At 67.0% G+C, this 25,771-nt stretch carries 26 protein-coding genes; 9 read left to right on the forward strand and 17 right to left on the reverse strand.

Annotated elements, in window-relative coordinates; all coding sequences use genetic code 11:
• Complete coding sequence (locus tag GV001_RS19665) at window positions 1–1,092, forward strand: anhydro-N-acetylmuramic acid kinase (RefSeq protein ID WP_160082978.1); 1,092 nt, start codon at window positions 1–3, stop codon at window positions 1,090–1,092.
• Between the two features lie 58 nt (window positions 1,093–1,150).
• Here GV001_RS19665 and erpA read toward each other — a convergent pair whose 3' ends face one another.
• The gene (erpA, locus tag GV001_RS19670) at window positions 1,151–1,501 is read right to left on the reverse strand and encodes an iron-sulfur cluster insertion protein ErpA (protein ID WP_160082980.1); all 351 of its coding nucleotides are present in this window, start codon (window positions 1,499–1,501) and stop codon (window positions 1,151–1,153) included.
• Window positions 1,502–1,600: 99 nt separating this feature from the next.
• On the reverse strand, window positions 1,601–2,635 hold the full coding sequence (gene argC, locus GV001_RS19675; RefSeq protein WP_160082982.1) for an N-acetyl-gamma-glutamyl-phosphate reductase: 1,035 nt from the start codon (window positions 2,633–2,635) through the stop codon (window positions 1,601–1,603).
• 136 nt (window positions 2,636–2,771) lie between these two features.
• Here argC and hemJ point away from each other — a divergent pair, with 136 nt between their 5' ends.
• The 4 genes from hemJ (at window position 2,772) to GV001_RS19695 (ending at window position 6,108) form a co-directional block, all read left to right on the forward strand.
• Entirely contained in the window at window positions 2,772–3,197 is a 426-nt protein-coding gene (gene hemJ / locus GV001_RS19680) for a protoporphyrinogen oxidase HemJ (RefSeq protein WP_160082984.1), read from the forward strand.
• Window positions 3,198–3,220: 23 nt separating this feature from the next.
• Window positions 3,221–4,183: a nitronate monooxygenase family protein gene (locus tag GV001_RS19685; protein WP_160082986.1), complete on the forward strand. Its 963-nt coding sequence runs from the start codon at window positions 3,221–3,223 to the stop codon at window positions 4,181–4,183.
• A gap of 86 nt (window positions 4,184–4,269) precedes the next feature.
• Window positions 4,270–5,268 (forward strand): DUF805 domain-containing protein, encoded by a 999-nt coding sequence (locus tag GV001_RS19690; protein ID WP_160082987.1) that lies wholly within the window; start codon window positions 4,270–4,272, stop codon window positions 5,266–5,268.
• 27 nt (window positions 5,269–5,295) lie between these two features.
• Window positions 5,296–6,108 carry an SDR family oxidoreductase gene (locus GV001_RS19695; RefSeq protein WP_160082989.1) on the forward strand — a complete coding sequence of 271 codons (813 nt, stop codon included), beginning with the start codon at window positions 5,296–5,298 and terminating at the stop codon, window positions 6,106–6,108.
• Here GV001_RS19695 and GV001_RS19700 read toward each other — a convergent pair.
• Window positions 6,095–7,576, reverse strand: coding sequence for an AAA family ATPase (locus GV001_RS19700; protein WP_160082991.1), 1,482 nt, complete (start codon window positions 7,574–7,576; stop codon window positions 6,095–6,097). The genes GV001_RS19695 and GV001_RS19700 overlap by 14 nt on opposite strands.
• Window positions 7,577–7,662: 86 nt before the next feature.
• On the opposite strand from GV001_RS19700, the gene GV001_RS19705 reads away from it, so the two are divergent.
• On the forward strand, window positions 7,663–8,001 hold the full coding sequence (locus GV001_RS19705) for a histidine triad nucleotide-binding protein (protein WP_160082993.1): 339 nt from the start codon (window positions 7,663–7,665) through the stop codon (window positions 7,999–8,001).
• A 94-nt stretch (window positions 8,002–8,095) separates the two neighbouring features.
• Complete coding sequence (coq7, locus tag GV001_RS19710) at window positions 8,096–8,743, forward strand: 2-polyprenyl-3-methyl-6-methoxy-1,4-benzoquinone monooxygenase (protein WP_160082995.1); 648 nt, start codon at window positions 8,096–8,098, stop codon at window positions 8,741–8,743.
• 66 nt (window positions 8,744–8,809) lie between these two features.
• On the opposite strand, the gene speD is transcribed toward coq7, so the two are convergent.
• Together speD and GV001_RS19720 are read right to left on the reverse strand one after the other, a co-directional pair.
• Entirely contained in the window at window positions 8,810–9,604 is a 795-nt protein-coding gene (speD, locus tag GV001_RS19715; protein WP_160082997.1) for an adenosylmethionine decarboxylase, read from the reverse strand.
• Between the two features lie 215 nt (window positions 9,605–9,819).
• The gene (locus GV001_RS19720; RefSeq protein ID WP_160082999.1) at window positions 9,820–10,257 is read right to left on the reverse strand and encodes an OsmC family protein; all 438 of its coding nucleotides are present in this window, start codon (window positions 10,255–10,257) and stop codon (window positions 9,820–9,822) included.
• Between the two features lie 241 nt (window positions 10,258–10,498).
• Between GV001_RS19720 and crp the strand changes: the two genes are divergently transcribed.
• Window positions 10,499–11,143, forward strand: coding sequence for a cAMP-activated global transcriptional regulator CRP (crp, locus tag GV001_RS19725; RefSeq protein ID WP_160083001.1), 645 nt, complete (start codon window positions 10,499–10,501; stop codon window positions 11,141–11,143).
• A gap of 64 nt (window positions 11,144–11,207) precedes the next feature.
• Here crp and trpC read toward each other — a convergent pair whose 3' ends face one another.
• From trpC to GV001_RS19785, 12 genes are all read right to left on the reverse strand, one after another.
• Window positions 11,208–12,044, reverse strand: coding sequence for an indole-3-glycerol phosphate synthase TrpC (gene trpC / locus GV001_RS19730; RefSeq protein ID WP_160083003.1), 837 nt, complete (start codon window positions 12,042–12,044; stop codon window positions 11,208–11,210).
• On the reverse strand, window positions 12,041–13,087 hold the full coding sequence (gene trpD, locus GV001_RS19735) for an anthranilate phosphoribosyltransferase (protein ID WP_160083005.1): 1,047 nt from the start codon (window positions 13,085–13,087) through the stop codon (window positions 12,041–12,043). Before trpD ends, trpC begins: the two co-directional genes overlap by 4 nt.
• 1 nt (window position 13,088) lies before the next feature.
• Window positions 13,089–13,682: an aminodeoxychorismate/anthranilate synthase component II gene (locus GV001_RS19740; RefSeq protein WP_160083007.1), complete on the reverse strand. Its 594-nt coding sequence runs from the start codon at window positions 13,680–13,682 to the stop codon at window positions 13,089–13,091.
• Window positions 13,683–13,694: 12 nt separating this feature from the next.
• Complete coding sequence (gene trpE, locus GV001_RS19745) at window positions 13,695–15,188, reverse strand: anthranilate synthase component I (protein ID WP_160083009.1); 1,494 nt, start codon at window positions 15,186–15,188, stop codon at window positions 13,695–13,697.
• 93 nt (window positions 15,189–15,281) lie between these two features.
• Window positions 15,282–16,073, reverse strand: coding sequence for a phosphoglycolate phosphatase (locus GV001_RS19750; RefSeq protein ID WP_160083474.1), 792 nt, complete (start codon window positions 16,071–16,073; stop codon window positions 15,282–15,284).
• Window positions 16,074–16,111: 38 nt separating this feature from the next.
• On the reverse strand, window positions 16,112–16,786 hold the full coding sequence (rpe, locus tag GV001_RS19755) for a ribulose-phosphate 3-epimerase (protein ID WP_160083011.1): 675 nt from the start codon (window positions 16,784–16,786) through the stop codon (window positions 16,112–16,114).
• A 112-nt stretch (window positions 16,787–16,898) separates the two neighbouring features.
• Window positions 16,899–17,726: an ABC transporter permease gene (locus GV001_RS19760; protein ID WP_160083013.1), complete on the reverse strand. Its 828-nt coding sequence runs from the start codon at window positions 17,724–17,726 to the stop codon at window positions 16,899–16,901.
• A gap of 16 nt (window positions 17,727–17,742) precedes the next feature.
• Window positions 17,743–18,990, reverse strand: coding sequence for an ABC transporter permease (locus GV001_RS19765; protein ID WP_160083015.1), 1,248 nt, complete (start codon window positions 18,988–18,990; stop codon window positions 17,743–17,745).
• A gap of 117 nt (window positions 18,991–19,107) precedes the next feature.
• Window positions 19,108–20,148: an ABC transporter substrate-binding protein gene (locus GV001_RS19770; protein ID WP_160083017.1), complete on the reverse strand. Its 1,041-nt coding sequence runs from the start codon at window positions 20,146–20,148 to the stop codon at window positions 19,108–19,110.
• 208 nt (window positions 20,149–20,356) lie between these two features.
• The gene (locus GV001_RS19775) at window positions 20,357–21,466 is read right to left on the reverse strand and encodes an ABC transporter ATP-binding protein (RefSeq protein ID WP_160083019.1); all 1,110 of its coding nucleotides are present in this window, start codon (window positions 21,464–21,466) and stop codon (window positions 20,357–20,359) included.
• A gap of 129 nt (window positions 21,467–21,595) precedes the next feature.
• Window positions 21,596–22,225 carry a response regulator transcription factor gene (locus GV001_RS19780; RefSeq protein ID WP_160083021.1) on the reverse strand — a complete coding sequence of 210 codons (630 nt, stop codon included), beginning with the start codon at window positions 22,223–22,225 and terminating at the stop codon, window positions 21,596–21,598.
• The gene (locus tag GV001_RS19785; RefSeq protein WP_160083023.1) at window positions 22,222–24,618 is read right to left on the reverse strand and encodes a PAS domain S-box protein; all 2,397 of its coding nucleotides are present in this window, start codon (window positions 24,616–24,618) and stop codon (window positions 22,222–22,224) included. The genes GV001_RS19780 and GV001_RS19785 overlap by 4 nt, the downstream gene beginning before the upstream one ends.
• A gap of 136 nt (window positions 24,619–24,754) precedes the next feature.
• Here GV001_RS19785 and GV001_RS19790 point away from each other — a divergent pair, with 136 nt between their 5' ends.
• Entirely contained in the window at window positions 24,755–25,762 is a 1,008-nt protein-coding gene (locus GV001_RS19790; protein ID WP_160083025.1) for an alpha/beta hydrolase family protein, read from the forward strand.
• The last annotated feature ends 9 nt before the right edge of the window (window positions 25,763–25,771 follow it).

The following is a 25,771-nucleotide window of genomic DNA, read 5'->3' on the forward strand; positions in this document are numbered from 1 at the left end:
ATGCCGCGCTACCTGGGGGTGATGTCCGGCACCAGTCTCGACGGACTGGACATCGCCCTGATCGAACAGGACGGCAACCCTCGCCTGCTCGCCACCCACTACATCCCCATGCCAGCGGATCTGCGCGCAGAGCTGCTGGCCCTGTGCGCACCGGGCCCGGACGAGCTGGCCCGCGCCGCGCTTGCCGAAAACCGCTGGGTCGTCCTGGCCGCCGAGGGCATCGCCAGCCTGCTCGCCAGCGAGCGACTGAGCCCCACCGAGATCCGCGCCATCGGCAGCCACGGCCAGACCGTGCGCCACGAACCGGCGCGTGGCTTCACCGTACAGATCGGCAATCCGGCCCTGCTCGCCGAGCTGACCGGCATCCCGGTGGTCGGCGACTTCCGCCGCCGCGACGTGGCCGCCGGCGGCCAGGGCGCGCCCCTGGTACCGGCGTTCCATGAGGCCCTGTTCGATGACGGCAGCTCCCGCCGCGCCGTGCTCAATGTCGGCGGTTTCAGCAACCTCAGCCTGCTCAGCCCCGGCCAGCCGGTCCATGGCTTCGACTGTGGCCCCGGCAATGCCCTGATGGATGCCTGGATGCAGCGCCATCGCGGCGCCAGCTTCGACCGTGACGGCGCCTGGGCCGCCAGCGGGCAGTGCGACGAAGACCTGCTGCAAGCCCTGCTCGGCGACAGCTTCTTCCAGCACCACGGCCCGAAAAGCACCGGCCGCGAGCTGTTCAACCTGCCCTGGCTGGAACGGCACCTGGCCGCCCTGCCCGCCATCGATGCCAGCGCCGTGCAGCGCACTCTGCTGGAGCTGACCGCCCGCAGCATTGCCGACTCGCTGTGCCAGGCCCAACCCGGAACCGAGGAGCTGCTGGTCTGCGGCGGCGGCGCGCACAACAGCGCACTGATGGCGCGCCTGCAGGAACTGCTGCCGCAAACGCGCGTGGCCAGCACCGCGAGCAAAGGTGTGCCGCCGGACTGGATCGAGGCCATGGCCTTTGCCTGGCTGGCCCACTGCTGCCTGGAAGGCATTGCCGGCAACCGGCCGAGCGTGACCGGCGCCAAGGGCCTGCGGGTGCTCGGCGCCCTGTACCCGGCCTGAAAACCGGCAGACACAAAAAAGCCGCGCCCAGGCGCGGCTTTTTGATTCTTCGGCGAAGTCAGATCGAGAACGACGACCCGCAGCCGCAGGTGGTGCTGGCATTCGGATTCTTGATCACGAAGCGCGAGCCTTCCAGGCCTTCCTGGTAGTCGACTTCGGCGCCGGCCAGGTACTGGAAGCTCATCGAGTCGACCACCAGGCTGACGCCCTCGCGCTCGACTATGGTGTCGTCTTCGGCCACGTCTTCATCGAAAGTGAAGCCGTACTGGAAGCCCGAGCAGCCGCCACCGGTAACAAACACGCGCAGCTTGAGGCGCGGGTTGCCTTCCTCATCGACCAGGCTCTTCACCTTGTTCGCCGCGCCCTGCGTGAACTGCAGCGGGGTGGGTGTGAAGGTTTCGACGCTCATCTTGCTGATCTCCCGGCGCCAGGCGCCATGTTACGTACTGCTGGGGCAGAGATTATCCGCTTACCCCAGCAAAGCGGTCAACTATTCACCGGCCGCCGGTCACGGCAACAGGGCGGCATGGGCCAGGCCCAGGCGCTCGTCCAGGCCGCAGAGGATGTTCATGTTCTGCAGGGCCTGGCCAGAGGCGCCCTTGACCAGGTTGTCGATGGCCGACAGGACCACCACCAGCTCGCCGCCCTGCGGCCGGTGCACGGCGATGCGGCAGACGTTGGCGCCGCGCACGCTGCGGGTTTCCGGATGGCTGCCGGCCGGCATCACGTCGACGAACGGCTCGTTGGCGTAACGCTGCTCGAACAGTGCCTGCAGGTCGACGCCGCGATCGGCCACGGTGGCGTACAGGGTGGCATGGATGCCGCGGATCATCGGTGCCAGGTGCGGCACGAAGGTCAGGCCGACCGGGCCGCCTGCCGCGCGACGCAGGCCCTGGCTGATCTCCGGCAGGTGGCGGTGGCCCTTGACCGCATAGGCCATCATGCTTTCGCTGGTTTCGCAGAGCAGCGAGCCGACCTTGGCACCGCGCCCGGCGCCGCTGACACCGGATGCGCAGTTGGCGATCAGCCGGCTGGTGTCGGCCAGGCCGGCCTCCAGCAGCGGGATCAGGCCCAGCTGGGTGGCGGTGGGGTAGCAACCCGGGACGGCGATCAGGCGCGCACCCTTAATCGCCTCGCGATTCACTTCCGGCAGGCCGTAGACCGCCTCGGGCAGCAGCTCCGGCGCACCGTGCGGCTGGCCGTACCACTGCGCCCACTCCTCGGCATCCTGCAGGCGGAAGTCGGCGGACAGGTCGATCACCCGGGTGCCGGCGGCCAGCAGCTCGCCGGCCAGGGCATGGGCCACGCCGTGCGGGGTGGCGAAGAACACCACGTCGCAGGCGCCCAGGGTGGCCACGTCCGGCATGCTGAACGCCAGGTTGTCGTAGTGGCCGCGCAGGTTCGGGTACATGTCGGCAACCTTCACCCCGGTCTCGGAGCGCGAGGTAATCACCGCCACTTCAGCCTGCGGGTGCTGCGCCAGCAGGCGCAGCAGTTCGACCCCGGTGTAGCCCGTGCCGCCAACGATACCGACCTTGACCATCACTTCACCCTCACAGCCAGTCCAGAAAGGCTGCCGATGATAAAGCCCGCCGGGGCTGCGGCCAACCTCGAGGGTGACGTAAGGACAAGGCTTTCACTACTATCGACGCTATTCATTCGCCGTCGGGAAGCTTTCGATGCTCTATCTCTGGGTCAAGGCCCTGCACATCATCGCCATGGTCTGCTGGTTCGCCGGGCTGTTCTACCTGCCGCGCCTGTTCGTCTACCACGCCATGAGCGAGGACGAGACCAGCCAGCAGCGCTTCTGCGTGATGGAGCGCAAGCTCTATCGCGGCATCATGAACCCGTCGATGATCGCTACCGTGCTGCTCGGCGGCTGGCTGCTCTACCTCAACCCGGCCTGGCTGCAGATGGGCTGGCTGCACGCCAAGCTGCTGCTGGTCGTGGTGCTGATCGGCTACCACCACACCTGCGGCGCCCAGCTCAAGCGCTTCGCCCGCGGCGAGAACGCCCGCAGCCATGTGTTCTATCGTTGGTTCAATGAAGCCCCGGTGCTGCTGTTGCTGGGCATCGTCATCCTGGTGGCGGTCAAGCCCTTCTGAGCCCCATAACAAGAGGAAGCCCCATGTCCCTGCCCGCCCTGCTCGATCAACGCCTGCGCCTGCCGGTGGTCGCCGCGCCGATGTTCCTGGTCTCCACCCCACCTCTGGTCCTGGCCTGCTGCAACAATGGCGTGGTCGGCAGCTTCCCGGCCCTCAACCAGCGCGACAGTGGCGGCTTCAAGGCCTGGCTGGAGGAAATCGGCGCCGGGCTCAACGCCGACGCCGCGCCCTACGCGGTGAACCTGATCGTGCACGGCAGCAACCCGCGCCTGCAGGCCGACCTGGCGATCTGCGTGGAGCACCAGGTGCCGCTGGTGATCACCAGCCTGGGCGCGGTCAAGGAAGTGGTGGATGCGGTGCACAGCTACGGCGGCCTGGTGTTCCATGACGTGACCACCCGCCGCCATGCCGAGAAGGCCGCCGAGGCCGGCGTCGACGGGCTGATCGCGGTGGCTGCCGGCGCCGGCGGGCATGCCGGGACCTGGAGCCCGTTCGCCCTGCTCGCCGAGATCCGCCAGTTCTTCGACAAGACCCTGCTGCTGGCCGGCTGCCTGAACAATGGCCACGAGATCCTCGCCGCCCAGCTGCTCGGCGCCGACCTGGCCTACCTCGGCAGCCGCTTCATCGCCACCCGCGAAAGCAATGCCGACATGGCCTACAAGCAGATGATCCTGAATGCCCAGGCCGCCGATATCGTGCACACCCCGGCGGTCTCCGGGGTCCCGGCCAGCTTCATGCGCCAGAGCCTGGAACAGGCCGGCTACGACCTCAAGCGCCTGCAGGACAAGGGCGACATCAACTACGGCGAGAAGCTCAAGCCGATGGACGAGGAAGCCAAGGCCTGGAAGACCGTGTGGTCGGCCGGCCAGGGCGTCGGCGGCATCCGCGACCTGCCCAGCGTGAGCGAGCTGATCGTCCGCCTCGACGCGGAGTACCGCCGCGCCCAGGGCCTGGCCGGGCAACTGGCCCAGCGCTGGCCGCGCTGAGCAGAAAATTGCGCAGCCGGGTGCTTGTCCGCACCCGGCGAAATGCCTAGGCTCACGACATTCCACACGCTGACAGGGACGCACGCATGACCGAAGCCCGCTACAAGATCGTGTTCACCGGCGAACTGATGCCCGAGGCGGCACTGGACACGGTGAAAGACAACCTGGCCCGCCTGTTCAAGAGTGATCGCCAGAGGATCGAGGCACTGTTCAGCGGTGCTGCCGTGGCACTCAAGCGCGACCTGGCGGAAAGCGAGGCCGACAAGTACCTGAGCGCCCTGCAGCAGGCCGGCGCGCGCGTGCGCAAGGAACCGGAAGCGAGCACCAACCTGAGCCTGCTGGACACCGACGACCACCGTCCGGCCGCCACTGCCGCCACTGACGCGCCGCCCGACAGCGATAGCATGAGCTGCCCCAAGTGCGGCCACGAGCAGGCCAAGGCCGGCGAATGCACGGCCTGCGGCATCATCATCGACAAGTACCTGGCTCGCCAGGCCCAGCAGGCCGCCATGACGGCACCGGCCAGCGCCAGCCTGGACGCCTCGCCCTACAGCACGCCCAAGGCCCAGGTCGCCGAGCCGCAGCCCGAGTTCGGCGAGCTGCGGGTGTTCAGCGTGACGGGGCGCATTGGCCGGGTGCGCTACCTGGGCTGGTCGATGGCCATGGCTTTCGCCGCCATGGGCGTGGGCCTGCTGGCCGCATTGGGCAGCGCCATTTCCCCGGCGATCGGCATCATCCTGGTCATCGCCCTGGCCATCGGCGCCATCGTGGTCGGCGTGCAGATCGGCGTGCAGCGCCTGCATGACATCGGCTGGTCCGGCTGGCTGCTGCTGCTGAACCTGGTGCCGGTGGTCGGCGGCGTATTCTCCCTGATCATGCTGCTCGTGCCAGGCACCACCGCGGCCAACCGCTACGGCCCGCCGCCGCCGCCCAACAGCACCGGCGTCAAGCTGCTCGCCTGGTCCTGGCTTGCGGTTTTCGTTCTGGGTATTCTCGCCGCGATCGCCGTTCCGTCCTATCAGGGCTATCTCGAGCGAGCCCAAGAGGCGCAACTTGAACAGAGCGCGCCTGACTACCAGGAATAAGCGGTTAGCCATCGACCAGGACGGCCCATGCCCAGCTATGCACTGATTACCGGGGCCTCCAGCGGCCTCGGCCTGGCCTTGGCCGAGGCCCTGGCGCGCCAGGGGCGCAACCTGATCCTGGTGGCACGCCAGCGCGATGCCCTGGAGAGCATCGCCTGCGAGCTGAGCCAGCGCTTCGGCATCGAGGCGCTGCTGCGCGTCTGCGACCTGAGCGAGCCGCTGCGCCTGACCGGCCTGATCCAGGAGCTGGAGCAGGGCGAGCGGCGCATCGACCTGCTGGTGAACAACGCCGGCATCGGCACCGCGGGGCTGTTCGTCGAGCAGGACTGGGGCCGCGAGCAGGAACTGATCGAGCTGAACATCCTGGCCCTGTGCCGGCTGTGCCATGCCATCGGCCAGCACATGGTGCAGCAGGGCGGCGGGCAGATTCTCAATGTCGCCTCGCTGGCGGCATTCCAGCCCGGCCCGCTGATGAGCAACTACTTCGCCAGCAAGGCCTATGTGCTGCACTTTTCCGAAGGCCTGCGCAGCGAGCTGGCGCCCTACGGGGTGAAAGTCTCGGTGCTGTGCCCGGGGCCGGTGGCGACCGCCTTCTTCCGCAACAGCCAGCTGTGCAGCCAGGGGCTGGAGCAACGCCAGCTGCTGGCCGACCCGGAGGAAGTGGCGCTGCTGGCCGTGCGCGGCCTGGAGAAGAACCGCGCCATCATCATCCCCGGGCGGCGCAACCGCCTGCTGTCACGCCTGGTGCGCCTGCTGCCACGGGCCCTGGCCCGTTACCTCACGGAGCGCAGCATCCGCCCGCTACTGCCGCGCAGCGACACGCAGCCTAGCCGGCACTGACCGTACGCCCGGCGGCCCAGGCACGCAGGGCCGCCAGGTCCTCGGCCATCACCACCGACAGCGGCGCCGTGGCCTGGATATTGTGCAACAGCAGGGCCTGATCCACCGACTGCTGGCGGGCCTGCGCCGCGTACAGGGCGCTGACCACCACCTGCTCGATCTCCGCACCGGAAAAGCCGGCGCAGGCCGCCGCCAGCTCGGCCAGGTCGAACTGCTGCGGGTCGAGTTCGCGACGCTGCAGGTGGATGGCGAAGATGTCCGCACGCACCGCCGCATCCGGCAGGTCGACGAAGAACAGCTCGTCGAAGCGGCCCTTGCGCACCAGCTCCGGCGGCAGGCGGTGGATGGCGTTGGCGGTGGCGACCATGAACACCGGCGCCTTGCGCTCGGCCATCCAGGTCAGCAGGGTGCCGAGCACGCGCTGGCCGACGCCCTCGTCATGGTCGCCGGCGGACAGGCCCTTCTCCAGCTCGTCCATCCACAGCACGCAGGGCGCCATCTGCTCGGCCAGCTTGAGCGCCTCGCGCAGGTTGCGCTCGGTCTCGCCGAAGAACTTGTTGTACAGGCTGGCGAAATCCAGGCGCAGCAGCGGCAGCCCCCACAGACCGGCCACCGCCTTGGCCGCCAGGCTCTTGCCGCCGCCCTGCACGCCGACCAGCAGCACGCCCTTGGGCATGTCCGCGGCCTTGCCGGCGAGGAAACTGTCCTGACGCTCGCCCAGCCAGCGCTTGAGGTTGCCCAGGCCGCCGACTTCGGCGAACTGCGCGGTGTCGTATTCGAAGCTGAGCACGCCCTCCAGGTCGAGCAGCTGGAACTTGGTCTTGTTCAGCTCCGGCAGGTCTTCCTGGGTGATCGCACCGTCGTCGCAGATCACGTTGCGCGCCAGGGCGCGGGCCTCGGCGTGGCTCATGCCGCGCAGGTTCTTCACCACCTGCTGCAGGGTGCGGTTGTCGGTGCGCACCCGGGCGCCGCGGTTGCGCTCGCTCCAGCGCGTCGCCTCGTCGCGGACGATGGCCAGCAGCTCCTCCTCGCTGGGCAGCGCCAGGCTGAAGCGCGCGGCATAGCGCTGCACTTCCGCGGGCAGCTTGAGGGCATGGGAGACCAGCACCAGGGTCGGCTTGTGCGGCGCCTCGTTCATCGCGACTTCCTTGAGCAGGCGCACCAGCTTGGGATTGTCGGCGAGGAACGGATGCAGGTCGCACAGCACGTACAGGTTGGGCTGCGGGTCGTGCTTGATCAGGCTGAGCGCCGCCTCGGCCTCGAAGCTCTCGCCGAGGCCGGCCGGCTCGCCACCGAAGCCCAGGCGCTGCAGGCCCTCGGTCACCGACCAGGTGAACAGGCCGAGGCCGCGCTTGACCGCCAGACCGGTCAGGGTCTCCAGCACGCGCTTCTCGTCCCAGGACTCGATCACCACCAGCTTGACCCTGGAGTCGAGCACCAGGCCCAGGTCATGAATATCGTTCTTCACCGCCACTCCTTGTGCCCCGCCGGCTGGCCGGGGCGGATACGCGCCATTACACTCGCAGGATACCCAAAGCCGCAGGAGGAATACCCGTGGACTGTCTGTTCTGCAAGATCGTCGCCGGGGAAATTCCCGCGCGCAAGCTTTACGAAGACGACCAGGTGTTCGCCTTCCACGACATCGGCCCGCAGGCGCCGGTGCATTTCCTGGTGATCCCCAAACGCCACATCGCCACCCTGGGCGATCTCGCCGAGGACGACCGCGCCCTGCTCGGGCACGTGGTCTTCACCGGCCAGCGCCTGGCCCGGGAGCTGGGCTGTGCCGAGGGTTTCCGCGTGGTGATGAACTGCAACGATCTAGGCGGGCAGACCGTGCATCACATACACATGCACGTGCTCGGCCAGCGCCAGATGCACTGGCCGCCGGGCTGAGCGCCCGCGGGCAAGCCGCGCCCTCTTGTCAGCCGTCAAATTTCTGCCCGCGGGTTCAGGTAAACTGCCCGGCATGCTTCCCGTGGAGATGACCATGACCAGCGAACGCCAGTTTTCCCCCGTCGACCGCCTGCTGATGCAGGCCGATGCCGCCATGCGCACCCTGCTGCCGTTCAGCGGGGCGCCGGCGCGGCCGTCGCCGGCCATCGTGCAGAACGAGGCGGCGCTGAGTGCTGACGATGCCCGCCATGTGGCCGGGTTGATGCGCATCAACCACACCGGCGAGGTCTGCGCCCAGGCGCTGTACCAGGGCCAGGCGCTGACCGCCAAGCTGCCGCAGGTGCGCAAGGCCATGGAGCATGCCGCCGACGAGGAAATCGACCACCTGGCCTGGTGCGAGCAGCGCATCCGCGAACTGGGCAGCCACCCGAGCGTGCTCAACCCGCTGTTCTATGGCCTGTCCTTCGGCGTCGGCGCGGTCGCCGGACTGATCAGCGACAAGGTCAGCCTGGGCTTCGTCGCCGCCACCGAAGATCAGGTGGTCAAGCACCTGGACGAACACCTGGAACAGATTCCCCACGACGACGCCAAGACCCGCGCCATCCTCGAACAGATGCGCGAGGACGAGGAACACCACGCCACCAGCGCCATCGAGGCCGGCGGCCTGCGCTTCCCGGCACCGGTCAAGTTCGGCATGAGCCTGCTGTCCAAGGTAATGACCAAGAGCACCTATCGTATTTAAGCGACAGGTTCGATATTGCGGACATGAAAAAGGGCGCCAGTGGCGCCCTTTTTCGTTGCGGGACGATCAGCGCGGCATGTTGCGCGCGTAGAAGATCTCCAGCATTTCATGGCGCACGCGCGCCTCGATCTGCTCGCGCTGCTCGGCGGTCAGGTTGCTGGCCGCGTCGCCGAACAGGTAGTTGTCCAGCTCGAAGTCCTTGAGCAGCATCTTGGTGTGGAACAGGTTCTCCTGGTACACGTTGACGTCCGTCATCTGGTAGGCGTCCTGGGTGTCCTCGGAGAGGTAGTTCTGGATCGAGTTGATCTCGTGGTCGATGAAGTGCTTCTTGCCTTCCACGTCGCGGGTGAAGCCGCGCACCCGGTAGTCGACGGTGACGATGTCCGAGTCGAACTGGTGGATCAGGTAGTTGAGCGCCTTCAGCGGCGAGATCACCCCGCAGGTGGACACGTCGATGTCGACACGGAAAGTCGCGATGCCCTCGACCGGATGGATTTCCGGGTAGGTGTGCACGGTGATGTGGCTCTTGTCCAGGTGCGCCAGGATGGTCTCCGGCAGCGGCCCGGGCGACTCCTCGATCTGGCTGTCGGTCGGGGTGACCGGCTGCTCGGAAATCAGGATGGTCACGCTGGCGCCTTGCGGGTCGTAGTCCTGACGGGCGATGTTCAGGATATTGGCGCCGATGATGTCGACAACATCGGTGAGGATCTGCGTCAGGCGCTCGGCGTCGTACTCGGTATTGATGTACTGGACGTAGGCCTGCTGGTCTTCCGGCGTTTCCGCGTAGCAGATGTCATAGATGTTGAAGCTCAAGGTCTTCGTCAGGTTGTTGAACCCGTGGAGCTTGAGTTTGCTTTTCACCGTTGGAAACTCTCTGTGTGGATGCGGCTCTGCCGCGTGATCGAGCATGCCCGTCAACTGCGAACGACGCAGCTGCGTAGGACGGTTAACACCTCTTCGCGATGGCGATTGTGGGTATGGTTTGGGGCACTGGTCCGGCCCCGAAAAAGGCGCGCATTATGCAGAGCGGCGGCCCCGACTGCCAGAGTTTAGGCCGCCTTTGTGATGCGCGGGTGTCAGACCGAGGCGGCGGCGCCCAGCTCGACGATTTCATAGTCATGACTGATCTCGACGCCGGCGCGGCCGAGCATGATCGAGGCCGAGCAGTACTTCTCCGCCGACAGCTCCACCGCGCGCTTGACCTGGGCCTCTTTCAGGCCGCGGCCCTTGACCACGAAGTGCAGGTGGATCTTGGTGAACACCTTGGGGTCTTCGTCGGCGCGCTCGGCTTCGAGGAAGGCTTCGCAGCTTTCCACCGGCTGGCGCGACTTCTTGAGGATGCTGACCACGTCGAAGTTGCTGCAGCCGCCCAGGCCGAGCAGCACCATCTCCATGGGCCGCACGCCGAGGTTGCGCCCACCGGCCTCCGGCGGGCCGTCCATCACCACCACGTGACCGCTGCCCGATTCGCCGAGGAACATCGCCTCGCCGGCCCACTGAATGCGCGCTTTCATCGCCTGGATTCTCCACTGCCCGAAAAAAGGCGCCCAGCTTATCACAGCGCTCTACCGCGCCAGCTCCAGGCGGGGCGAGGCAGTTTAGCGGCAGGCAGTGTTAGCTACGTCGCAAATCGGCTTGCTGCACCTATCCGGTCTGTTAAGCTGGCCGCGGATAACTGGCACACTTGTTCAGATAACTAATAAAAAAATCGCCTGTTGGACAAAGGCTTACTCTTTTTTTCTTCGGGACTCGGGCATGGTAGCTATTACCCTTACACCTAAAATCAAGAACCTCGACAAACTACTCGCACATTGCCATCGCCGCCGCTACACCGCCAAAAGCACCATCATCTATGCAGGTGATCGCTGCGAAACCCTGTTCTTCATCGTCAAGGGCTCGGTCACCATCCTGATCGAAGACGACGATGGCCGGGAAATGATCATCGCCTACCTCAACTCCGGCGACTTCTTCGGCGAAATGGGCCTGTTCGAGAAGGACGGCAGCGAGAAGGAACGCAGCGCCTGGGTGCGCGCCAAGACCGAATGCGAAGTGGCGGAACTGAGCTACGCCAAGTTCCGCGAGCTGACCCAGCAGGACCCGGAAATCCTCTACACCCTCGGCAGCCAGATGGCCGACCGCCTGCGCAACACCACGCGTAAGGTCGGCGACCTGGCCTTCCTCGACGTCACCGGCCGCGTGGCGCGCACCCTGCTCGACCTGTGCAAGCAGCCGGACGCCATGACCCACCCGGACGGCATGCAGATCAAGATCACCCGCCAGGAAATCGGCCGCATCGTCGGCTGCTCCCGCGAGATGGTCGGCCGCGTGCTCAAGTCCCTGGAAGAACAGGGCCTGGTGCATGTGAAAGGCAAGACCATGGTGGTCTTCGGCACTCGCTGATCGGGACTGCCAGCCCCGATAAATGAAAAAACCCGCCAATCGGCGGGTTTTTTGTGCGTGGCGCTCAGTCCGGGTCGGCGCCCAGCACCAGGCGGCCCTTCTCCGGGAAGAACAGGCGACGCAGCTCGGCCCCCGGTTCCTCGGCGCGCATGAAGGCTTCGCCGACCAGGAAGGCGTAGACCTCGTTGATCTCCATCAGCTCGACATCGGCGCGGTTGAGGATGCCGCTCTCGGTGATCACCAGGCGGTCGCGCGGCACGCGCGGCAGCAGGTCGAGGGTGGTTTCCAGGTTCACTTCGAAGCTGTGCAGGCTGCGGTTGTTGATGCCCACCAGCGGCGTGTCCAGGGTCTTCAGCGCACGCTCCAGCTCATCGCCGTCGTGCACCTCGACCAGTACGTCGAGGCCGACATCCTTGGCCACGCTGGCCAGTTCGGCCATGCGCGCGTCGTCCAGGGCGGAAACGATCAGCAGGATGCAGTCGGCGCCGATGGCCCGCGCTTCCACCACCTGATAGGGGTCGATCATGAAGTCCTTGCGGATCACCGGCAGGCTGCAGGCGGCACGCGCCTGTTGCAGGTATTCGTCGGCACCCTGGAAGAAGTCGATGTCGGTGAGCACCGACAGGCAGGTGGCGCCGCCGGCTTGGTAACTGCGGGCGATCTGCGCCGGGTCGAAATTCTCGCGCAGCACGCCCTTGCTCGGCGAGGCCTTCTTCACCTCGGCGATCACCGCCGCTTCCTTGCGCGCCGCCTGTTCCAGCAGCGCACGGGCGAAGCCGCGCGGGGCATCGGCGCTACGCGCCAGAGCCTCGACCTCGGCCAAACCGACGCGCGCGCGGCGCTCCGCCACTTCCTCGGCCTTGCGGGCGAGGATCTTCTCCAGCACGGTGGGGATGCTCACGCTTCGTTCTCCTGCTTGAACACGGCGGTGAAGGACACCAGCTCGTCGAGTTTTTCCCAGGCCAGGCCGGTGTGCAAGGCGTCCTGCGCCAGCTGCACGCCTTCGCGGAAGCTGGTCGCATGGTCGGCGGCATACAGCGCGGCGCCGGCGTTGAGCACGATCATGTCGGCGGCCTTCAGGCCATTGTCGGTCTTGCGCTTGCCCAGCGCGTCGCGGATCAGCGCCAGGGAGTCCTGCGCGCCATTCACGGTCAGGCCGATCAGGCTCTGGCTGCGGATGCCGAAGTCTTCCGGCTGCACGCGGTACTCGCTGATCACGCCGTCCTTCAGTTCGGCGACATGGGTCGGCGCGGCCAGGCTGACTTCGTCCAGGCCGTCCTGGGCATGCACCACCAGCACATGCTCGCTGCCCAGGCGCTGCAGCACTTCGGCCAGCGGCCGGCACAGGGCCTGACTGAACACGCCGAGCACCTGGTGCTTGACCCCCGCCGGGTTGGTCATGGGCCCAAGCATGTTGAAGATAGTGCGCAGGCCCAGCTCGCGACGCGGGCCGATGGCATGCTTCATCGCGCCGTGATGGGCCGGGGCGAACATGAAGCCCACCCCCACGCTTTCGACGCAGCGCGCCACCTGCTCGGGCGTGAGGTTGAGGTAGACCCCGGCCGCCTCCAGCAGGTCGGCACTGCCGCTCTTGCCGGAGACCGCGCGGTTGCCGTGCTTGGCCACACGTCCGCCTGCCGCGGCGACCACGAAGGCGGCGGCGGTGGAGACGTTGAAGATGTTCATGCCGTCGCCACCGGTGCCGCAGGTGTCGACCAGGCGCTCGGCGTCGATCCGCACCGGCGCGGCCAGCTCGCGCATGACGGTGGCGGCGCCGACGATCTCGTCGATGGTCTCGCTCTTCATCCGCATGCCCATGAGGAACGCGCCGACCTGCGCATCGGTGCACTGGCCGGTCATGATCTCGCGCATCACGTCCTGCATTTCCGCGGTGCTCAGGTCGAGCTGGTTGACCACCCGGTTGAGGGCTTCCTTGATATCCATGTCAGCGCACCCCGCCGCTCTGCTTGAGGAAATTGGCGAACAGTTCGTGGCCCTGTTCAGTGAGGATGGATTCCGGGTGGAACTGCACCCCCTCGATGTTCAGCGTCTTGTGGCGCAGGCCCATGATCTCGTCCACCGAGCCGTCTTCACGCTGGGTCCAGGCGGTGACTTCCAGGCAATCCGGCAAGGTTTCGCGCTTGACCACCAGGGAATGATAGCGGGTCACGGTCAGCGGCTGGTTGAGGCCGGCGAACACGCCCTTGTCTTCGTGAAACACCGGGCTGGTCTTGCCGTGCATCACCTGGCGCGCACGCACCACGTCGCCGCCGAAGGCCTGGCCGATGCTCTGGTGACCCAGGCACACGCCGAGGATCGGCAGCTTGCCGGCAAAATGCAGGATGGCTTCGATGGACACCCCGGCTTCGGTCGGTGTGCACGGGCCGGGCGAGACCACGATGCGCTCGGGCTGCAGCGCCTCGATCTCGGCGATGCTGAGCTCGTCGTTGCGGATCACCTGCACGTCGGCACCCAGCTCGCCCAGGTACTGCACCACGTTGTAGGTAAAGGAGTCGTAGTTGTCGATCATCAGCAGCATGGTAGGGCTCCCTTATTTCTTGGCCGCAGGTACGGACTGTTCGGCGAGGCTGACCGCGCGGAACATGGCGCGACGCTTGTTCAGGGTTTCTTCCCACTCAAGGGCCGGCTGCGAGTCGGCGACGATGCCGGCACCGGCCTGTACATGCAGCTCGCCGTCCTTGATCACGGCGGTGCGGATGGCAATCGCGGTGTCCATGTTGCCGTTCCATGCCAGGTAACCCACGGCGCCGCCATAGACACCGCGCTTGACCGGCTCCAGTTCGTCGATGATCTCCATCGCGCGCACCTTGGGCGCGCCGGACAGGGTGCCGGCCGGCAGGATCGCGCGCAGGGCGTCCATGGCGCTCAGCCCCTCTTTCAGATGCCCCGTCACGTTGGAGACGATGTGCATGACGTTGGAATAGCGCTCGATCACCATCTGCTCGGTGACCTTCACCGAACCGGTGGCCGACACGCGGCCGACGTCGTTGCGGCCCAGGTCGATCAGCATCAGGTGCTCGGCGAGCTCCTTGGCGTCGGACAGCAGGTCCTTCTCCAGCTCGATGTCGGCCTCCTCGGTGGCACCACGCGGGCGGGTGCCGGCGATCGGCCGTACCGTGACCAGGTTGTCCTCGACGCGCACCAGCACTTCCGGCGAGCTGCCGACCACATGGAAATCGCCGAAGTTGAAGAAGTACATGTAGGGCGTCGGGTTGATGCAGCGCAGCGCGCGGTACAGGTCGATCGGCGCCGCCTTGAAAGGGATCGACATGCGCTGGGAGATCACCACCTGCATGCAGTCGCCGGCCAGGATGTATTCCTTGATCGCCAGCACCGCGGCTTCGTAGTCGTCGCGCTTGAAGCTGGAGACGAAGTCCGGCTCGGCGCCGATCGGCGCGGCCAGGTCGACGCCCAGGCGCGGGGTGATCGGCTGACGCAGCTTGTCCAGCAGTTGAGCCAGGCGCGCCTGGCCCTGCTCGTAGGCATCGGCCTGACTCGGATCGGCGAGGACGATGGCGTGCATTTTGCCGGCCAGGTTGTCGAACACCACCACCGCGTCGGAAACCATCAGCAGGATATCCGGGGTGCCCAGCGGGTCCGGATTGGGGCTGGCGCCGAGCTTGGTCTCGACGTAGCGCACGCTGTCGTAGCCGAAGTAACCGACCAGGCCGCCGTTGAAACGCGGCAGGCCGGCCAGGGTCGGCACCCTGTAGCGCGCCTTGAACTGCTCGACGAACGCCAGCGGGTCGGCGCAGTCCTCATGCCGCTCGATCTCGACGCCATCGACGCTGACGCTGACCCGGTGGCCGTGGGCGCGCAGCACGGTGCGCGCCTGCAGGCCGATGATGGAGAAGCGCCCCCACTTCTCGCCGCCCTGCACGGATTCCAGCAGGTAGGTGTTGGGCGCGTCGGCCAGCTTGAGGTAGATCGACAGCGGCGTGTCGAAGTCGGCCAGGGTTTCGAAGGCAAGCGGGATGCGGTTGTAGCCGTCGGCGGCCAAACGCAGGAATTCGTCGCGGGTCATGATGGAGTCAGCCTTGTGACCGGAAGCCCGATGGCCTCCGGGAATCAAACAGTAGGGGTACGCAACACGCGCCGGCAAGCCGGCCACACTCGATCAGGCGCGCCAGCGCCAACGGGCCAGGGCCTTGAGGATCTTCATGTTGGCTCGGATGAGCCAGTGTTTGCGGGGAGCCACCACGGTGCGATCTCTTGGCTGCGGGTGTGCGGAAGGATTAGCCGACATTAGCCTAGCGTCCGCCTCGAAGCAACCATCGGGCAGCAGCTGGCGCAGATCGTCGAGCACCGCCGCAGGCGCCTCCTCGGCGATCGGCCGGCCGTGGTTGTAGCCATAGCTCAGCGCCACGCAGGGCACGCCGGCAGCCCGGGCCGCCAGCACGTCGTTGCGCGAGTCGCCGACAAACAGCGCCTCGTGGGCGCCGATGCCGGCCAGGCGCAGCACATGCAGCAGCGCCGCCGGGTCCGGTTTCTGCTGCGGCAGGGTGTCGCCGCCGATGATCCAGCGGAAGTAGCGCCCCAGCTTCATCTCGTCCAGCAGCGGGGCGACGAAGCGCTCCGGCTTGTTGGTGATCAGCGCCAGCTCCACGCCCTGTTTCTTCAGCCACTTGAGGCTGGCGATGACGCCCGGGTAGACGGTGCTCAGGCTGTGGCAGTCGGCATAGGCCTGGTTGAACAGTTCCAGCGCCTGTGCGGTCTCGGCCTCACCGACGCCGGCATGCTCGATATCGCCGGCCAGGGCGCGACGCACCAGCACCCGCGCGCCGTTACCGACCCAGTCGCGCACCCGCTCGATGCCCGCGGCCGGGCGACCCAGGCCGTGCAGCATCTGGTCGACGGCGGCGGCCAGGTCCGGCACCGAGTCGACCAGGGTGCCGTCCAGGTCGAACATCACCAAGCGCGGCAGCTTGCCGGCGAACAACCCGTGGATCACGCGCGCACCTGGGCCAGCTCGGCGCGCATGGCGTCGATCACGGTCTTGTAGTCCGGCTGGTTGAAGATCGCCGAGCCGGCGACGAAGGTGTCGGCGCCTGCCGCGGCGATCTCGCGAATGTTCTGCACGTTGACCCCGCCATCGATCTCCAGGCGGATGTCGCGGCCGCTGGCGTCGATCAGCGCCCGCGCTTCTTTCAGCTTGTCCAGGGTGCCGGGGATGAACTTCTGCCCGCCGAAGCCGGGGTTGACGCTCATCAGCAGGATCATGTCGACCTTGTCCATCACGTACTTGAGCGCATCCAGCGGGGTGGCCGGGTTGAACACCAGGCCGGCCTTGCAGCCGCCGTCGCGGATCAGCTGCAGCGAGCGGTCGATGTGCAGGGTGGCTTCCGGGTGGAAGGTGATGTAGCTGGCGCCGGCCTCGATGAAGTCGCCGATGATGCGGTCGACCGGCGACACCATCAGGTGCGCGTCGATCGGTGCGGTGATGCCGTACTTGCGCAGCGCCGCGCAGACCATCGGGCCGATGGTCAGGTTGGGCACGTAGTGGTTGTCCATCACGTCGAAGTGGACGATGTCGGCGCCGGCGGCGAGGACCTTGTCGACTTCCTCGCCCAGGCGGGCGAAATCGGCGGAGAGGATCGACGGGGCGATGGCGAAGGATTGCATGGCGGCCTCGGGGCTGAATCACGGTGGCGCGATTGTAGCCTGAGTCGCCGGCCGAGGCAGTTGTCGTATGTCAGGCCATGGCTGCGACCTTGGTCGCAGCCACTTGCCGGCCTCAGCTCGGGTTGGCGGTACGCATCTTCTCGCTGCGCCCGCGCAGCCACTCCAGGGTCAGCAGCATGACGATGGAGAAGCCGATCAGCAGGGTTGCCGCGGCGGCGATGGTCGGCGACAGGTTCTCGCGGATACCGCTGAACATCTGCCGTGGCAGGGTGGCCTGCTCGGGGCCGGCGAGGAACAGGGTCACCACCACCTCGTCGAACGAGGTGGCGAAGGCGAACAGCGCACCGGAAATCACCCCGGGGGCGATCAGCGGCAGGGTCACCCGGCGGAACGCGGTGAGCGGCGAGGCGCCCATGCTGGCGGCGGCGCGCACCAGGTTGTAGTTGAAGCCCTGCAACGTCGCGGACACCGTGATGATGACGAAGGGTACGCCGAGCACCGCATGCACCAGGATCAGCCCCAAGTAGCTGTTGCCGAAACCCATGGGAGCGAAGAACAGGTAGCTGGCCACCCCGACTATGACCACCGGCGCCACCATCGGCGAAATCACCAGGCTCATCACCAGGGCCTTGCCGCGGAACTCGCCGCGGGTCAGGCCGATCGACGCCAGGGTGCCGAAGACCATGGCCAGCACTGTGGCGGCGGGCGCAACGATCATGCTGTTGGTCAGCGAGCGCATCCACTCGGCCGAGCCGAAGAAGTCGGCGTACCAGCGCAGGGAGAAGCCCTGCAGCGGGTAGACCAGGAAGCTGCCGGAGTTGAACGACAGCGGGATGATCACCAGCACCGGCAGGATCAGGAACAGCAGCACCAGCGCGCACAGGCTGCGGTGGGCCCAGAACCAGGCACGTTCGATCGGCGATTTGTAAGGACTCAGCATCTCGATGTTCTCCTGATCAACCCAGACGCAGGCGGCTAGCGCCCACCAGCCAGCTGTACACCACGTAGAGCAGCATGGTGGCCAGCAACAGCAGGCCGCCGAGGGCCGTGGCCATGCCCCAGTTGATGGTGGTGTTGGTGTAGAAGGCGACGAAGTAACTGATCATCTGGTCGCTCGGGCTGCCCAGCAGGGCCGGGGTGATGTAGTAGCCGATCGACAGGATGAACACCAGCAGGCTACCGGCGCCGACGCCCGCCAGGGTCTGCGGGAAGTACACCCGCCAGAAGCTGGCGAAGGGGTGGCAACCCAGCGAGATGGCGGCACGCATGTAGCTCGGCGAGATGCCCTTCATCACGCTGTAGATCGGCAGGATCATGAACGGCAGCATGATGTGCACCATGGCCACGTAGACCCCGGTGCGGTTGAACACCAGCTGCAGCGGCTCGTCGATGATGCCCATGGCCATCAGCGCGCCGTTGATCAGCCCGCCCGACTGCAGCAGCACGATCCACGCCGCCACCCGCACCAGGATCGAGGTCCAGAACGGCAGCAGCACCAGGATCATCAGCAGGTTGCTGGTACGGGTCGGCAGGTTGGCCAGCAGGTAGGCCAGCGGGTAGGCCAGCACCAGGCAGATGGCGGTGATCACCAGGCTCATCCAGAAGGTGCGGGCGAAGATGTCCAGGTAGATGGCCTGGTCCGGGGTCGCCGGGGCCAGTTCGCCGAGGTCGTCGATGCGGTGATCGAGGGCAGCCAGCAGGTAGTAGGAGGTGAAGGCGCCGTCGTTGCGGCGGATCACCTGCCAGTAGGCCGGGTCGCCCCAGCGCTCGTCGAGGCTTTCCAGGGCATCCTTGTAGGAGGCGGGCTCCTGCTTGAACGGCAGGGCCCGACCGGTCTTGGCCATCAGGCTGCGGTAGCCGGCCAGCTCCATGTTCAGGCGCTTGGACAGGTCACCGATGGTCTGGTTCTTGCGCGCCTCGGCCAGGTCGAGGGCCAGGGCCTGGTAGGCAGGCTCTTCCGGCAGGCCACGGCCATCCCAGGCGGCAATCGCCTCCACGGTACGCGGCAGGCTGCGCACCACTTCGGGGTTTTCCACGCTCTTGTACAGCAGGACGCCGATCGGCAGGAGGAACACCACCACGAGGAACACCAGCAGCGGCAGGATCAGGCCCTGCGCCTTGAGGCGGTTGATCCGCTCGGCACGCGCCAGCTTCTGCTTCAGGGTGAGCCCGGCGAATTCGGTGAGGGAGACGGTTTCAGCCATTGCTAGCTCCGCTAAATCTGGCCGCGCGAGGCGGCAGGAAAAAAGAGATGAGGGTGCGCCCCAGGCGCCAGCCCTCATCCCCAGACCCTCTCCCGCAGGAGAGGGGGTGTTACCAACTTACTTGGCGGCCCAGGCGTTGAAGCGCTGTTCCAGCTGCTCGCCGAAGTCGGCCCAGAAGGCCACGTTCATGGCGACCTGGCCGGCGATGTTTTCCGGAGTGGTCGGCATGTCTGCCAGCAGGGTCTTGTCGAGCAGTTCAACGGCGCCTTTGTTGGCCGGGCCGTAGGCGATATTCGACGAGTAGACCTTCTGCTGCTCAGGCTGCACGGTGAAGGCGGCGAAGGCCTTGGCCGCGTCGAGGTCCTTGGCACCTTTCGGGATGGCCCAGGAGTCGAAGTCGTAGACGCCGCCGTTCCACACCACCTTGAGGTTGCTTTCCTTCTGCACGGCGGCGATGCGGCCGTTGTAGGCGGAGCTCATGACCACGTCGCCGGAGGCGAGGAACTGCGGCGGCTGGGCGCCGGCTTCCCACCACTGGATGTGCGGCTTGATCTCGTCGAGTTTCTTGAACGCGCGATCCTGGCCTTCCTGGGTGGCGAGCACGCTATACACGTCCTTCGCCGCCACGCCGTCGGCCATCAGGGCGAATTCCAGGGTGTACTTGGCGCCCTTGCGCAGGCCGCGCTTGCCGGGGAATTTCTTCACGTCCCAGAAATCGGTCCAGCCGGTCGGGGCGGCAGCGAGCTTGTCGGCGTTGTAGGCGAGCACCGTGGACCACACGAAGAAGCCCACGCCGCACGGCTGCACGGCGCCGTCGATGTAGTTGGAGGCATCGCCGAACAGGGCCGGGTCGAGTTCCTCGAACAGGCCTTCGTCACAGCCGCGGGCCAGTTCCGGCGACTCCACTTCCACCAGGTTCCACGACACGCTGTTGGTGTCGACCATGGCTTTGACCTTGGCCATCTCGCCGTTGTATTCGCCGGCGATCACCTTGCCTTTGCCGGCCGCTTCCCAGGGCTGGTAGAAGGCCTTGGTCTGTGCCTCCTTGTTGGCGCCACCGAAGGAAATCACCGTCAGGTCGGCGGCGGCCGCCTGGCCGGCGCAGGCCAGGCCGAGGGCCAGGGCGCCGAGGCGAAGGTTGCTGTGCAGTTTGCTCATTGTTGTTTTCTCCACGGTGCTGGGTTGGTAAGAGCCTATTTACAATCTGCTGCGCGTCGGCGATCCCGCGTTAAAAGCCGCCTCGGAATGCTCATTTACAACTCGTAAACTCCGCTTCCTCTGCGCTTTGAACAGCCAGAGGCTGTTACTACGTAGCGCCTTGTCTCGCTCTAGCTCGCTAGATCGTAAAAAGGCTCTTGGGAGCGACTCACTCCGCAGTCAGCGGGTCGAGCGCGCGAACGTGTTCCACATGCCAGCCAAGCGGCACCACATCGCCCACGCCCATGGCGGGATCGAGTTCGGCGATCGGCTGCTTGACGAAGAAATCGGGCTTGCCGCACACCTCCATGCGGATGCGCACGTGGTCGCCCAGGTAGATGAACTCCACCACCCGCCCGGAGAAGCGATTGCTGCACTGCTCGCTGGCGCCGTTGAGGCGCACGCGCTCGGGGCGGATCGACAGGGTCACCGGCTCGCCGGGCGCACCGACGTTGACCGCCAGCGCCTCGACCTTCTCGCCGCGACTGAGGCCGACCACGCAGCGCTCGCCGTCGCGGCTGAGCAACTGGCCGCTGATGCGGTTGTTCTCGCCGATGAAGTTGGCCACGAAGGTGTTCTTCGGCGCCTCGTAGAGGTCGCGCGGCGGGGCGATCTGCTGGATCTCGCCCTGGTGGAACACCGCCACCCGGTCGGACATGGTCAGCGCCTCGCCCTGGTCGTGGGTCACGTAGACCACGGTCACGCCCAGGCGCTGGTGGATGTGCTTGATCTCCATCTGCATGTGCTCGCGCAGCTGCTTGTCCAGCGCGCCGAGCGGCTCGTCCATCAGCACCAGCTGCGGCTCGAACACCAGCGCACGGGCCAGGGCCACGCGCTGCTGCTGGCCGCCGGAGAGCTGCGCCGGGTAGCGGTTGCGGAACTTGTCGAGCTGCACCATCGACAGCGCGCGCTTGACCCGCTCGCTGCAGTCGGTCTTGTTCATGCCGCGCACGGTCAGCGGGAAGGCCAGGTTCTCGGCCACCGTCATGTGCGGGAACAGCGCGTAGTTCTGGAACACCATGCCGATGTCGCGCTTGTGCGGCGGCACGTTGTTGATCGCCCGGCCACCGAGCAAGATCTCGCCGGCGGTGGGCGTCTCGAAGCCGGCCAGCATCATCAGGCTGGTGGTCTTGCCCGAGCCGGACGGCCCGAGCAGGGTGAGGAATTCGCCTTTGCGAATATCCAGGTTGAGGTCTTTGACGATCAGGTTCTCGCCGTCGTAGCTCTTCTGCACGCCACGAAAACTGACCAGTACATCGTTGGAAGCATTCTCGGCCATCACCACACCTGTGTTCTTGTCTGCCATGGCTAAAGACTAGAGAGGCCGGGGCGTCACGCAAATCGGGCGGTATGACTGATTGCTATAAGGCTAGAGGAAAGCGTGCTGTAGGGATCGCCCTACAGCGGACTACAACAGCTTGTGCTCCATCGCGTACTTCACCAGATCGGCCACCGAGTGGCTGCCGAGCTTCTGCATCAGGCGCGCCTTGTGGGTGCTGACGGTCTTGCTGCTGATCGACAGGTGCAGGGCGATCTCGTTGACCCCCTCGCCCTGCACCAGGCGCTCGAACACCGAGAACTCGCGTTCGGACAGCTGCGCATGGGGCGGTCGCGAATCGGTCAGGCCGACCTCGAAGACCATCCGGTCGGCCAGCTCCGGGTCGATGTAGCGCCCGCCGGCGGCGACCTTGCGGATGGCGGTGAGCAGCAGCGCCGGGTCGCTGTCCTTGGTCGCATAGCCGGCCGCGCCGATCTTCAGCGCGCGGGCGGCCATCTGCGCCTCGTCGTGCATGGACAGCACCAGCACCGCCGGCGGATTGTTCAGCGCGCGAATCCGCGGAATCGCCTCCAGGCCGTTGACCCCGGGCATGGAGATATCCAGCAGCACCACTTCGCAGGGCGTATGGCGCAGCGCCTCCAGCAGCTGCTCGCCGTTGCAGGCCTCGCCGACCACCTGCAGGTCCTTGGCCAGGCCGATCAGCTGCTTGATGCCCTCGCGGACGATGGTGTGGTCTTCGGCTACCAGTACTCGAATCACGCTACGACCTCTTCATCCAATGCCACATGCACCACCAGTGTGGTGCCCTCCCCCGGCACGCTGTCCAGCGTCAGGCGGCCGCCGAGCATCAGCACCCGCTCGCGCATGCCGACCAGGCCAAAGGATTGTGCGCGCTGGGCGCCCGGGTCGAAACCCCGACCATCGTCACTGACCCGCAGGCACAGCTCACCGCCCTGCACTTCCAGGCCGATTTCCACCGTGTGCGCCTGGGCATGGCGCAGCACGTTGGTCAGCGCCTCCTGCAGCACGCGGAACAGGCCGATAGCCTTGGCGTCGGACAGCGCCGGCAACTGCTGCTCGGGCACCTGCACCAGGCAGGGGATGCCGCTGCGCGCCTCGAAGCGGCGCGCCTGCCACTCAATGGCCGAGGCGATACCGGCATCCAGGATCGGCGGGCGCAGGGCGGTGGCCACGTCGCGCACCAGCTGGAACAGGTTGGCAATCAGCTTCTTCATGCTCTCCAGGCGCTCGCGCAGGCCGGCATCCAGTTCGCCGTAGGCCAGCTCGCACATCGAGGTTTCCAGCTTGAGCACGGTGAGCACCTGGCCCAGCTCGTCGTGCACCTCGCGGGCGATGCGCGCCTTCTCTTCCTCGCGCACGCTCTCCAGGTGCGCCGACAGATCGCGCAACTGGGCGCGCGACTCGGCCAGCTGCAGCTCGATCTGCTTGTTCTCGCTGATGTCCCAGACCATGCCGTCCCACACCACATGCTCGCCCTCCAGGCGGCGCGCACGGGCCTTGATATCGGCCCAGCGCACCCGGCCGTCGCGGGTGAGGATGCGCCCCTGCCACTGCCAGTCGCCGGCTGCCGCGATGGCGGCATCCTGGGTGGCGTGATAGCGCGCGCGGTCGTCCGGGTGGACCAGGCTGCGGATACCGAAGTCGGCCGCCTTGATCTGCGCCGGCGGGTAGCCGACCAGCTGCTCGCTACCCTCGCTGATATAGGCAAAGTCCAGCGGCGCGCCGGGCAGCGGGCGCTCCAGGCGGAACACCAGGCCCGGCACGTTACTGGCGATGCCCTTCAGGCGCGCCTCGCTCTCCTCCAGGGCGGCCCGGGCACGACGGCGCTCGGTGACATCGGTGAGGTACACCACCAGGTACTCGGCCTCGCGAAAGCGCAGGAAGCTCAGCGACACATCCGCCGGCATCAGGCTGCCATCGGCGCGTACGCAGTTGCTCTCGAAGCTCAGCGCCGCCTCGTCGCGCGAGCGCACCCGGCGCCACAGGTTGAGCCAGCGGTCCATGCTCAGACTCGGCTCGATCAGCTCCAGCGGCTGCTCGACCAGCTCCTCGCTGCGGTAGCCGAGCATCTGTGCCGCGGCGCGGTTGGCATAGCGCACGCGGCTGTCCCAGTTGACCCAGAGGATGCCCACCGTGCTGTGGTCGCTGGAGAACTGGGTCAGGCGCAGCGCTTCCTCCGCCGCCTCGCGCCGGGCCAGCACCTGGCGCGCCTCCAGCAAGTGCTGTTCCAGGCGCGAGCGCTGGCGGCGCACCACCGCCAGCAGGGCCAGGCTGATCAGCAGCAAGGTGGCGCACAGCAGGCTGAGGTTGCGCCAGAAGCGCGGCGAGTCCTTGATGCCGGGCTTCTGCGCGGTCAGCCAGCGCCCCTGCAGCTGCTCCAGGGTCTGCGCCGGCAGGGCGCGCAGGGCCTCATCGATGATCCCTGCCAGCTGCGGCCAGTCGCGCCGGGTGCCGATGCGCAGCAGCTGCGGCAGGCCGACATCGCCGACCACCTGCAGCGCGGCGAACTCGCTTTCCTGGCTCAGGCGGCTGAGCTGCGCCTGGTCGATCACGGCGAAGCGCGCCTGCTGCTCGAGCACCGCCTGCAGGGCCTGGCGGTCGGACGGGCGGGCCAGCAGGTTGAGATTGAAATAATTGCTGCGCAGGTAGTCGACCACCATGCTGGGCGTGCGCGCGGCGATCGCATCGCTGGCGCCGAGCTGCTCCAGCTCGACCGCTACGGTGCCCAGGCGTTCGCCCACCAGCAGGTGCGGGATGCGCAGGTAGGGATCGGAATACAGCCACTGGCGCAGGCCGGCGGGAGTCTGGCTGAGGCCGGGGGCGAGGTCGATCTTGCCGGCGCGCAGGGCGTCTTCGAGGGCCTGCTGATCGGGGTAGCTGCGCCAGCTGAACTCCACCGGCAGGCTCTTGGCCAGCGCCTCGACCAGTTCGACATTGAGCCCGGTCAGCTGCTGCTGGCGCCGCTGGAATTCGGCATAGGGCGCCTGCAGCACCACGCCGACGCGCAGGCGCGGGTGCTCGGCCAGCCAGGCCCGCTGGTCGTCGTCCAGCGGCAACGGGGTAGTGACCGGAACGGCCCACAGCAGAGTCGGCAACAGCAACAACCACAACCCGCCAAGCACTCGCCTCATGCGCCCATCACCACCCGCCTCGAATCGTCGATCGCCATACCTTACTCCTGCCGTGCCCCCGCCAGGCAAGCGGCACCTGACAAATCGCGGGGCAACGCTTAGGCTGCGGGGACCCTCCGCCATTCAGAACCCTGAGATGCCCAACGCCCTGCGCCCGACACTTATCGCCCTATCCCTCGGCCTGAGCCTGACGCTGGCCCACACCGCGCCTGCCGAGGAAAGTCCGCCGGCAACCCCCGCCAGCAGCGCCGCCCCCGCGGCCGACGGCACGGCCGCGGATAGCGCCGCAGGCGAACGGCCGCCCCTGGCCGAGCGCAGCGTCGAAGCGCAAAGCGCCCTGCAACGCCAGTTGCCCGCCGCCGAACAGCAGCAGCTGCAAGCAGACGACGAGACCTTTCTGGCCCTGTGGAAACCGGCCAACGTGGCCGAGGCCAGCGGCGTGGTGATTCTGGTTCCGGCCAGCGGCGAAAGCGCGGACTGGCCGCAGGCCGTCGGCCCGCTGCGCAACAAGCTGCCGGATGCCGGCTGGAGCAGCCTGAGCCTGACCCTGCCGGATCTGCCGGATCTGCCGCAACTGCCCGCACCCATGACGAGCGTGAGCGTGACCGCACCCGACGCTGCCGCAGCGAGCACCCCGGCCGAGCCGAGCGGCGCCGCGGCCGCTGCACTCGCCGCCGATGGCGCGGAGCAAACCCCGGCGGTGCCGGCCGTCGATCCGTCCGTGCGGATCTTCGCCCGCATCCAGGCCGCCATCGCCTTCGCCGAACAGCAACAGGCGCCGGCCATCGTCCTGCTCGGCCACGGTGACGGCGCCTACTGGGCCGCCCGCTTCCTCGCCGAACGGAAGCCGCCCCAGGTCAGGCACCTGCTCAGCGCGGCCGCCGTGCAGCCGAGCGGTCTGACCCCGACGCTGGACGAACTGCTGCCCGGCCTGCTGCTGCCGACCGGCGACTTCTATTACAAGGACCAGGCCAGCGACCGCAGCGCCGCCACGCGCCGCCTGCATGCCAGCAAGCGTCTCAAGCACGAGGCCTACAGCCAGATCGCCCTCAAGGCCCTGCCGGGCAACCCGAATGCCGAGCAGGAGCAGCTGTACCGGCGCATTCGCGGCTGGCTGGACAAGAGCCTGCCGGCGCAGAAATAGCCCAGCGCC

Origin of the sequence: Pseudomonas sp. 8AS (assembly GCF_902506505.1) — a bacterium.
In the GTDB taxonomy this organism is placed as follows: Bacteria; Pseudomonadota; Gammaproteobacteria; order Pseudomonadales; family Pseudomonadaceae; genus Aquipseudomonas.

What these genes read in the sequence shown, in the direction of transcription:
- GV001_RS19665 (WP_160082978.1), top strand. Translation starts at nt 1, where the DNA reads ATGCCGCGCTACCTGGGGGTGATGTCCGGCACCAGTCTCGACGGACTG.
- erpA (WP_160082980.1), bottom strand. Translation starts at nt 1,501, where the DNA reads ATGAGCGTCGAAACCTTCACACCCACCCCGCTGCAGTTCACGCAGGGC.
- argC (WP_160082982.1), bottom strand. Translation starts at nt 2,635, where the DNA reads ATGGTCAAGGTCGGTATCGTTGGCGGCACGGGCTACACCGGGGTCGAA.
- hemJ (WP_160082984.1), top strand. Translation starts at nt 2,772, where the DNA reads ATGCTCTATCTCTGGGTCAAGGCCCTGCACATCATCGCCATGGTCTGC.
- GV001_RS19685 (WP_160082986.1), top strand. Translation starts at nt 3,221, where the DNA reads ATGTCCCTGCCCGCCCTGCTCGATCAACGCCTGCGCCTGCCGGTGGTC.
- GV001_RS19690 (WP_160082987.1), top strand. Translation starts at nt 4,270, where the DNA reads ATGACCGAAGCCCGCTACAAGATCGTGTTCACCGGCGAACTGATGCCC.
- GV001_RS19695 (WP_160082989.1), top strand. Translation starts at nt 5,296, where the DNA reads ATGCCCAGCTATGCACTGATTACCGGGGCCTCCAGCGGCCTCGGCCTG.
- coq7 (WP_160082995.1), top strand. Translation starts at nt 8,096, where the DNA reads ATGACCAGCGAACGCCAGTTTTCCCCCGTCGACCGCCTGCTGATGCAG.
- GV001_RS19720 (WP_160082999.1), bottom strand. Translation starts at nt 10,257, where the DNA reads ATGAAAGCGCGCATTCAGTGGGCCGGCGAGGCGATGTTCCTCGGCGAA.
- crp (WP_160083001.1), top strand. Translation starts at nt 10,499, where the DNA reads ATGGTAGCTATTACCCTTACACCTAAAATCAAGAACCTCGACAAACTA.
- trpD (WP_160083005.1), bottom strand. Translation starts at nt 13,087, where the DNA reads ATGGATATCAAGGAAGCCCTCAACCGGGTGGTCAACCAGCTCGACCTG.
- GV001_RS19740 (WP_160083007.1), bottom strand. Translation starts at nt 13,682, where the DNA reads ATGCTGCTGATGATCGACAACTACGACTCCTTTACCTACAACGTGGTG.
- trpE (WP_160083009.1), bottom strand. Translation starts at nt 15,188, where the DNA reads ATGACCCGCGACGAATTCCTGCGTTTGGCCGCCGACGGCTACAACCGC.
- GV001_RS19750 (WP_160083474.1), bottom strand. Translation starts at nt 16,073, where the DNA reads ATGTTCGACCTGGACGGCACCCTGGTCGACTCGGTGCCGGACCTGGCC.
- rpe (WP_160083011.1), bottom strand. Translation starts at nt 16,786, where the DNA reads ATGCAATCCTTCGCCATCGCCCCGTCGATCCTCTCCGCCGATTTCGCC.
- GV001_RS19760 (WP_160083013.1), bottom strand. Translation starts at nt 17,726, where the DNA reads ATGCTGAGTCCTTACAAATCGCCGATCGAACGTGCCTGGTTCTGGGCC.
- GV001_RS19765 (WP_160083015.1), bottom strand. Translation starts at nt 18,990, where the DNA reads ATGGCTGAAACCGTCTCCCTCACCGAATTCGCCGGGCTCACCCTGAAG.
- GV001_RS19770 (WP_160083017.1), bottom strand. Translation starts at nt 20,148, where the DNA reads ATGAGCAAACTGCACAGCAACCTTCGCCTCGGCGCCCTGGCCCTCGGC.
- GV001_RS19775 (WP_160083019.1), bottom strand. Translation starts at nt 21,466, where the DNA reads ATGGCCGAGAATGCTTCCAACGATGTACTGGTCAGTTTTCGTGGCGTG.
- GV001_RS19785 (WP_160083023.1), bottom strand. Translation starts at nt 24,618, where the DNA reads ATGAGGCGAGTGCTTGGCGGGTTGTGGTTGTTGCTGTTGCCGACTCTG.
- GV001_RS19790 (WP_160083025.1), top strand. Translation starts at nt 24,755, where the DNA reads ATGCCCAACGCCCTGCGCCCGACACTTATCGCCCTATCCCTCGGCCTG.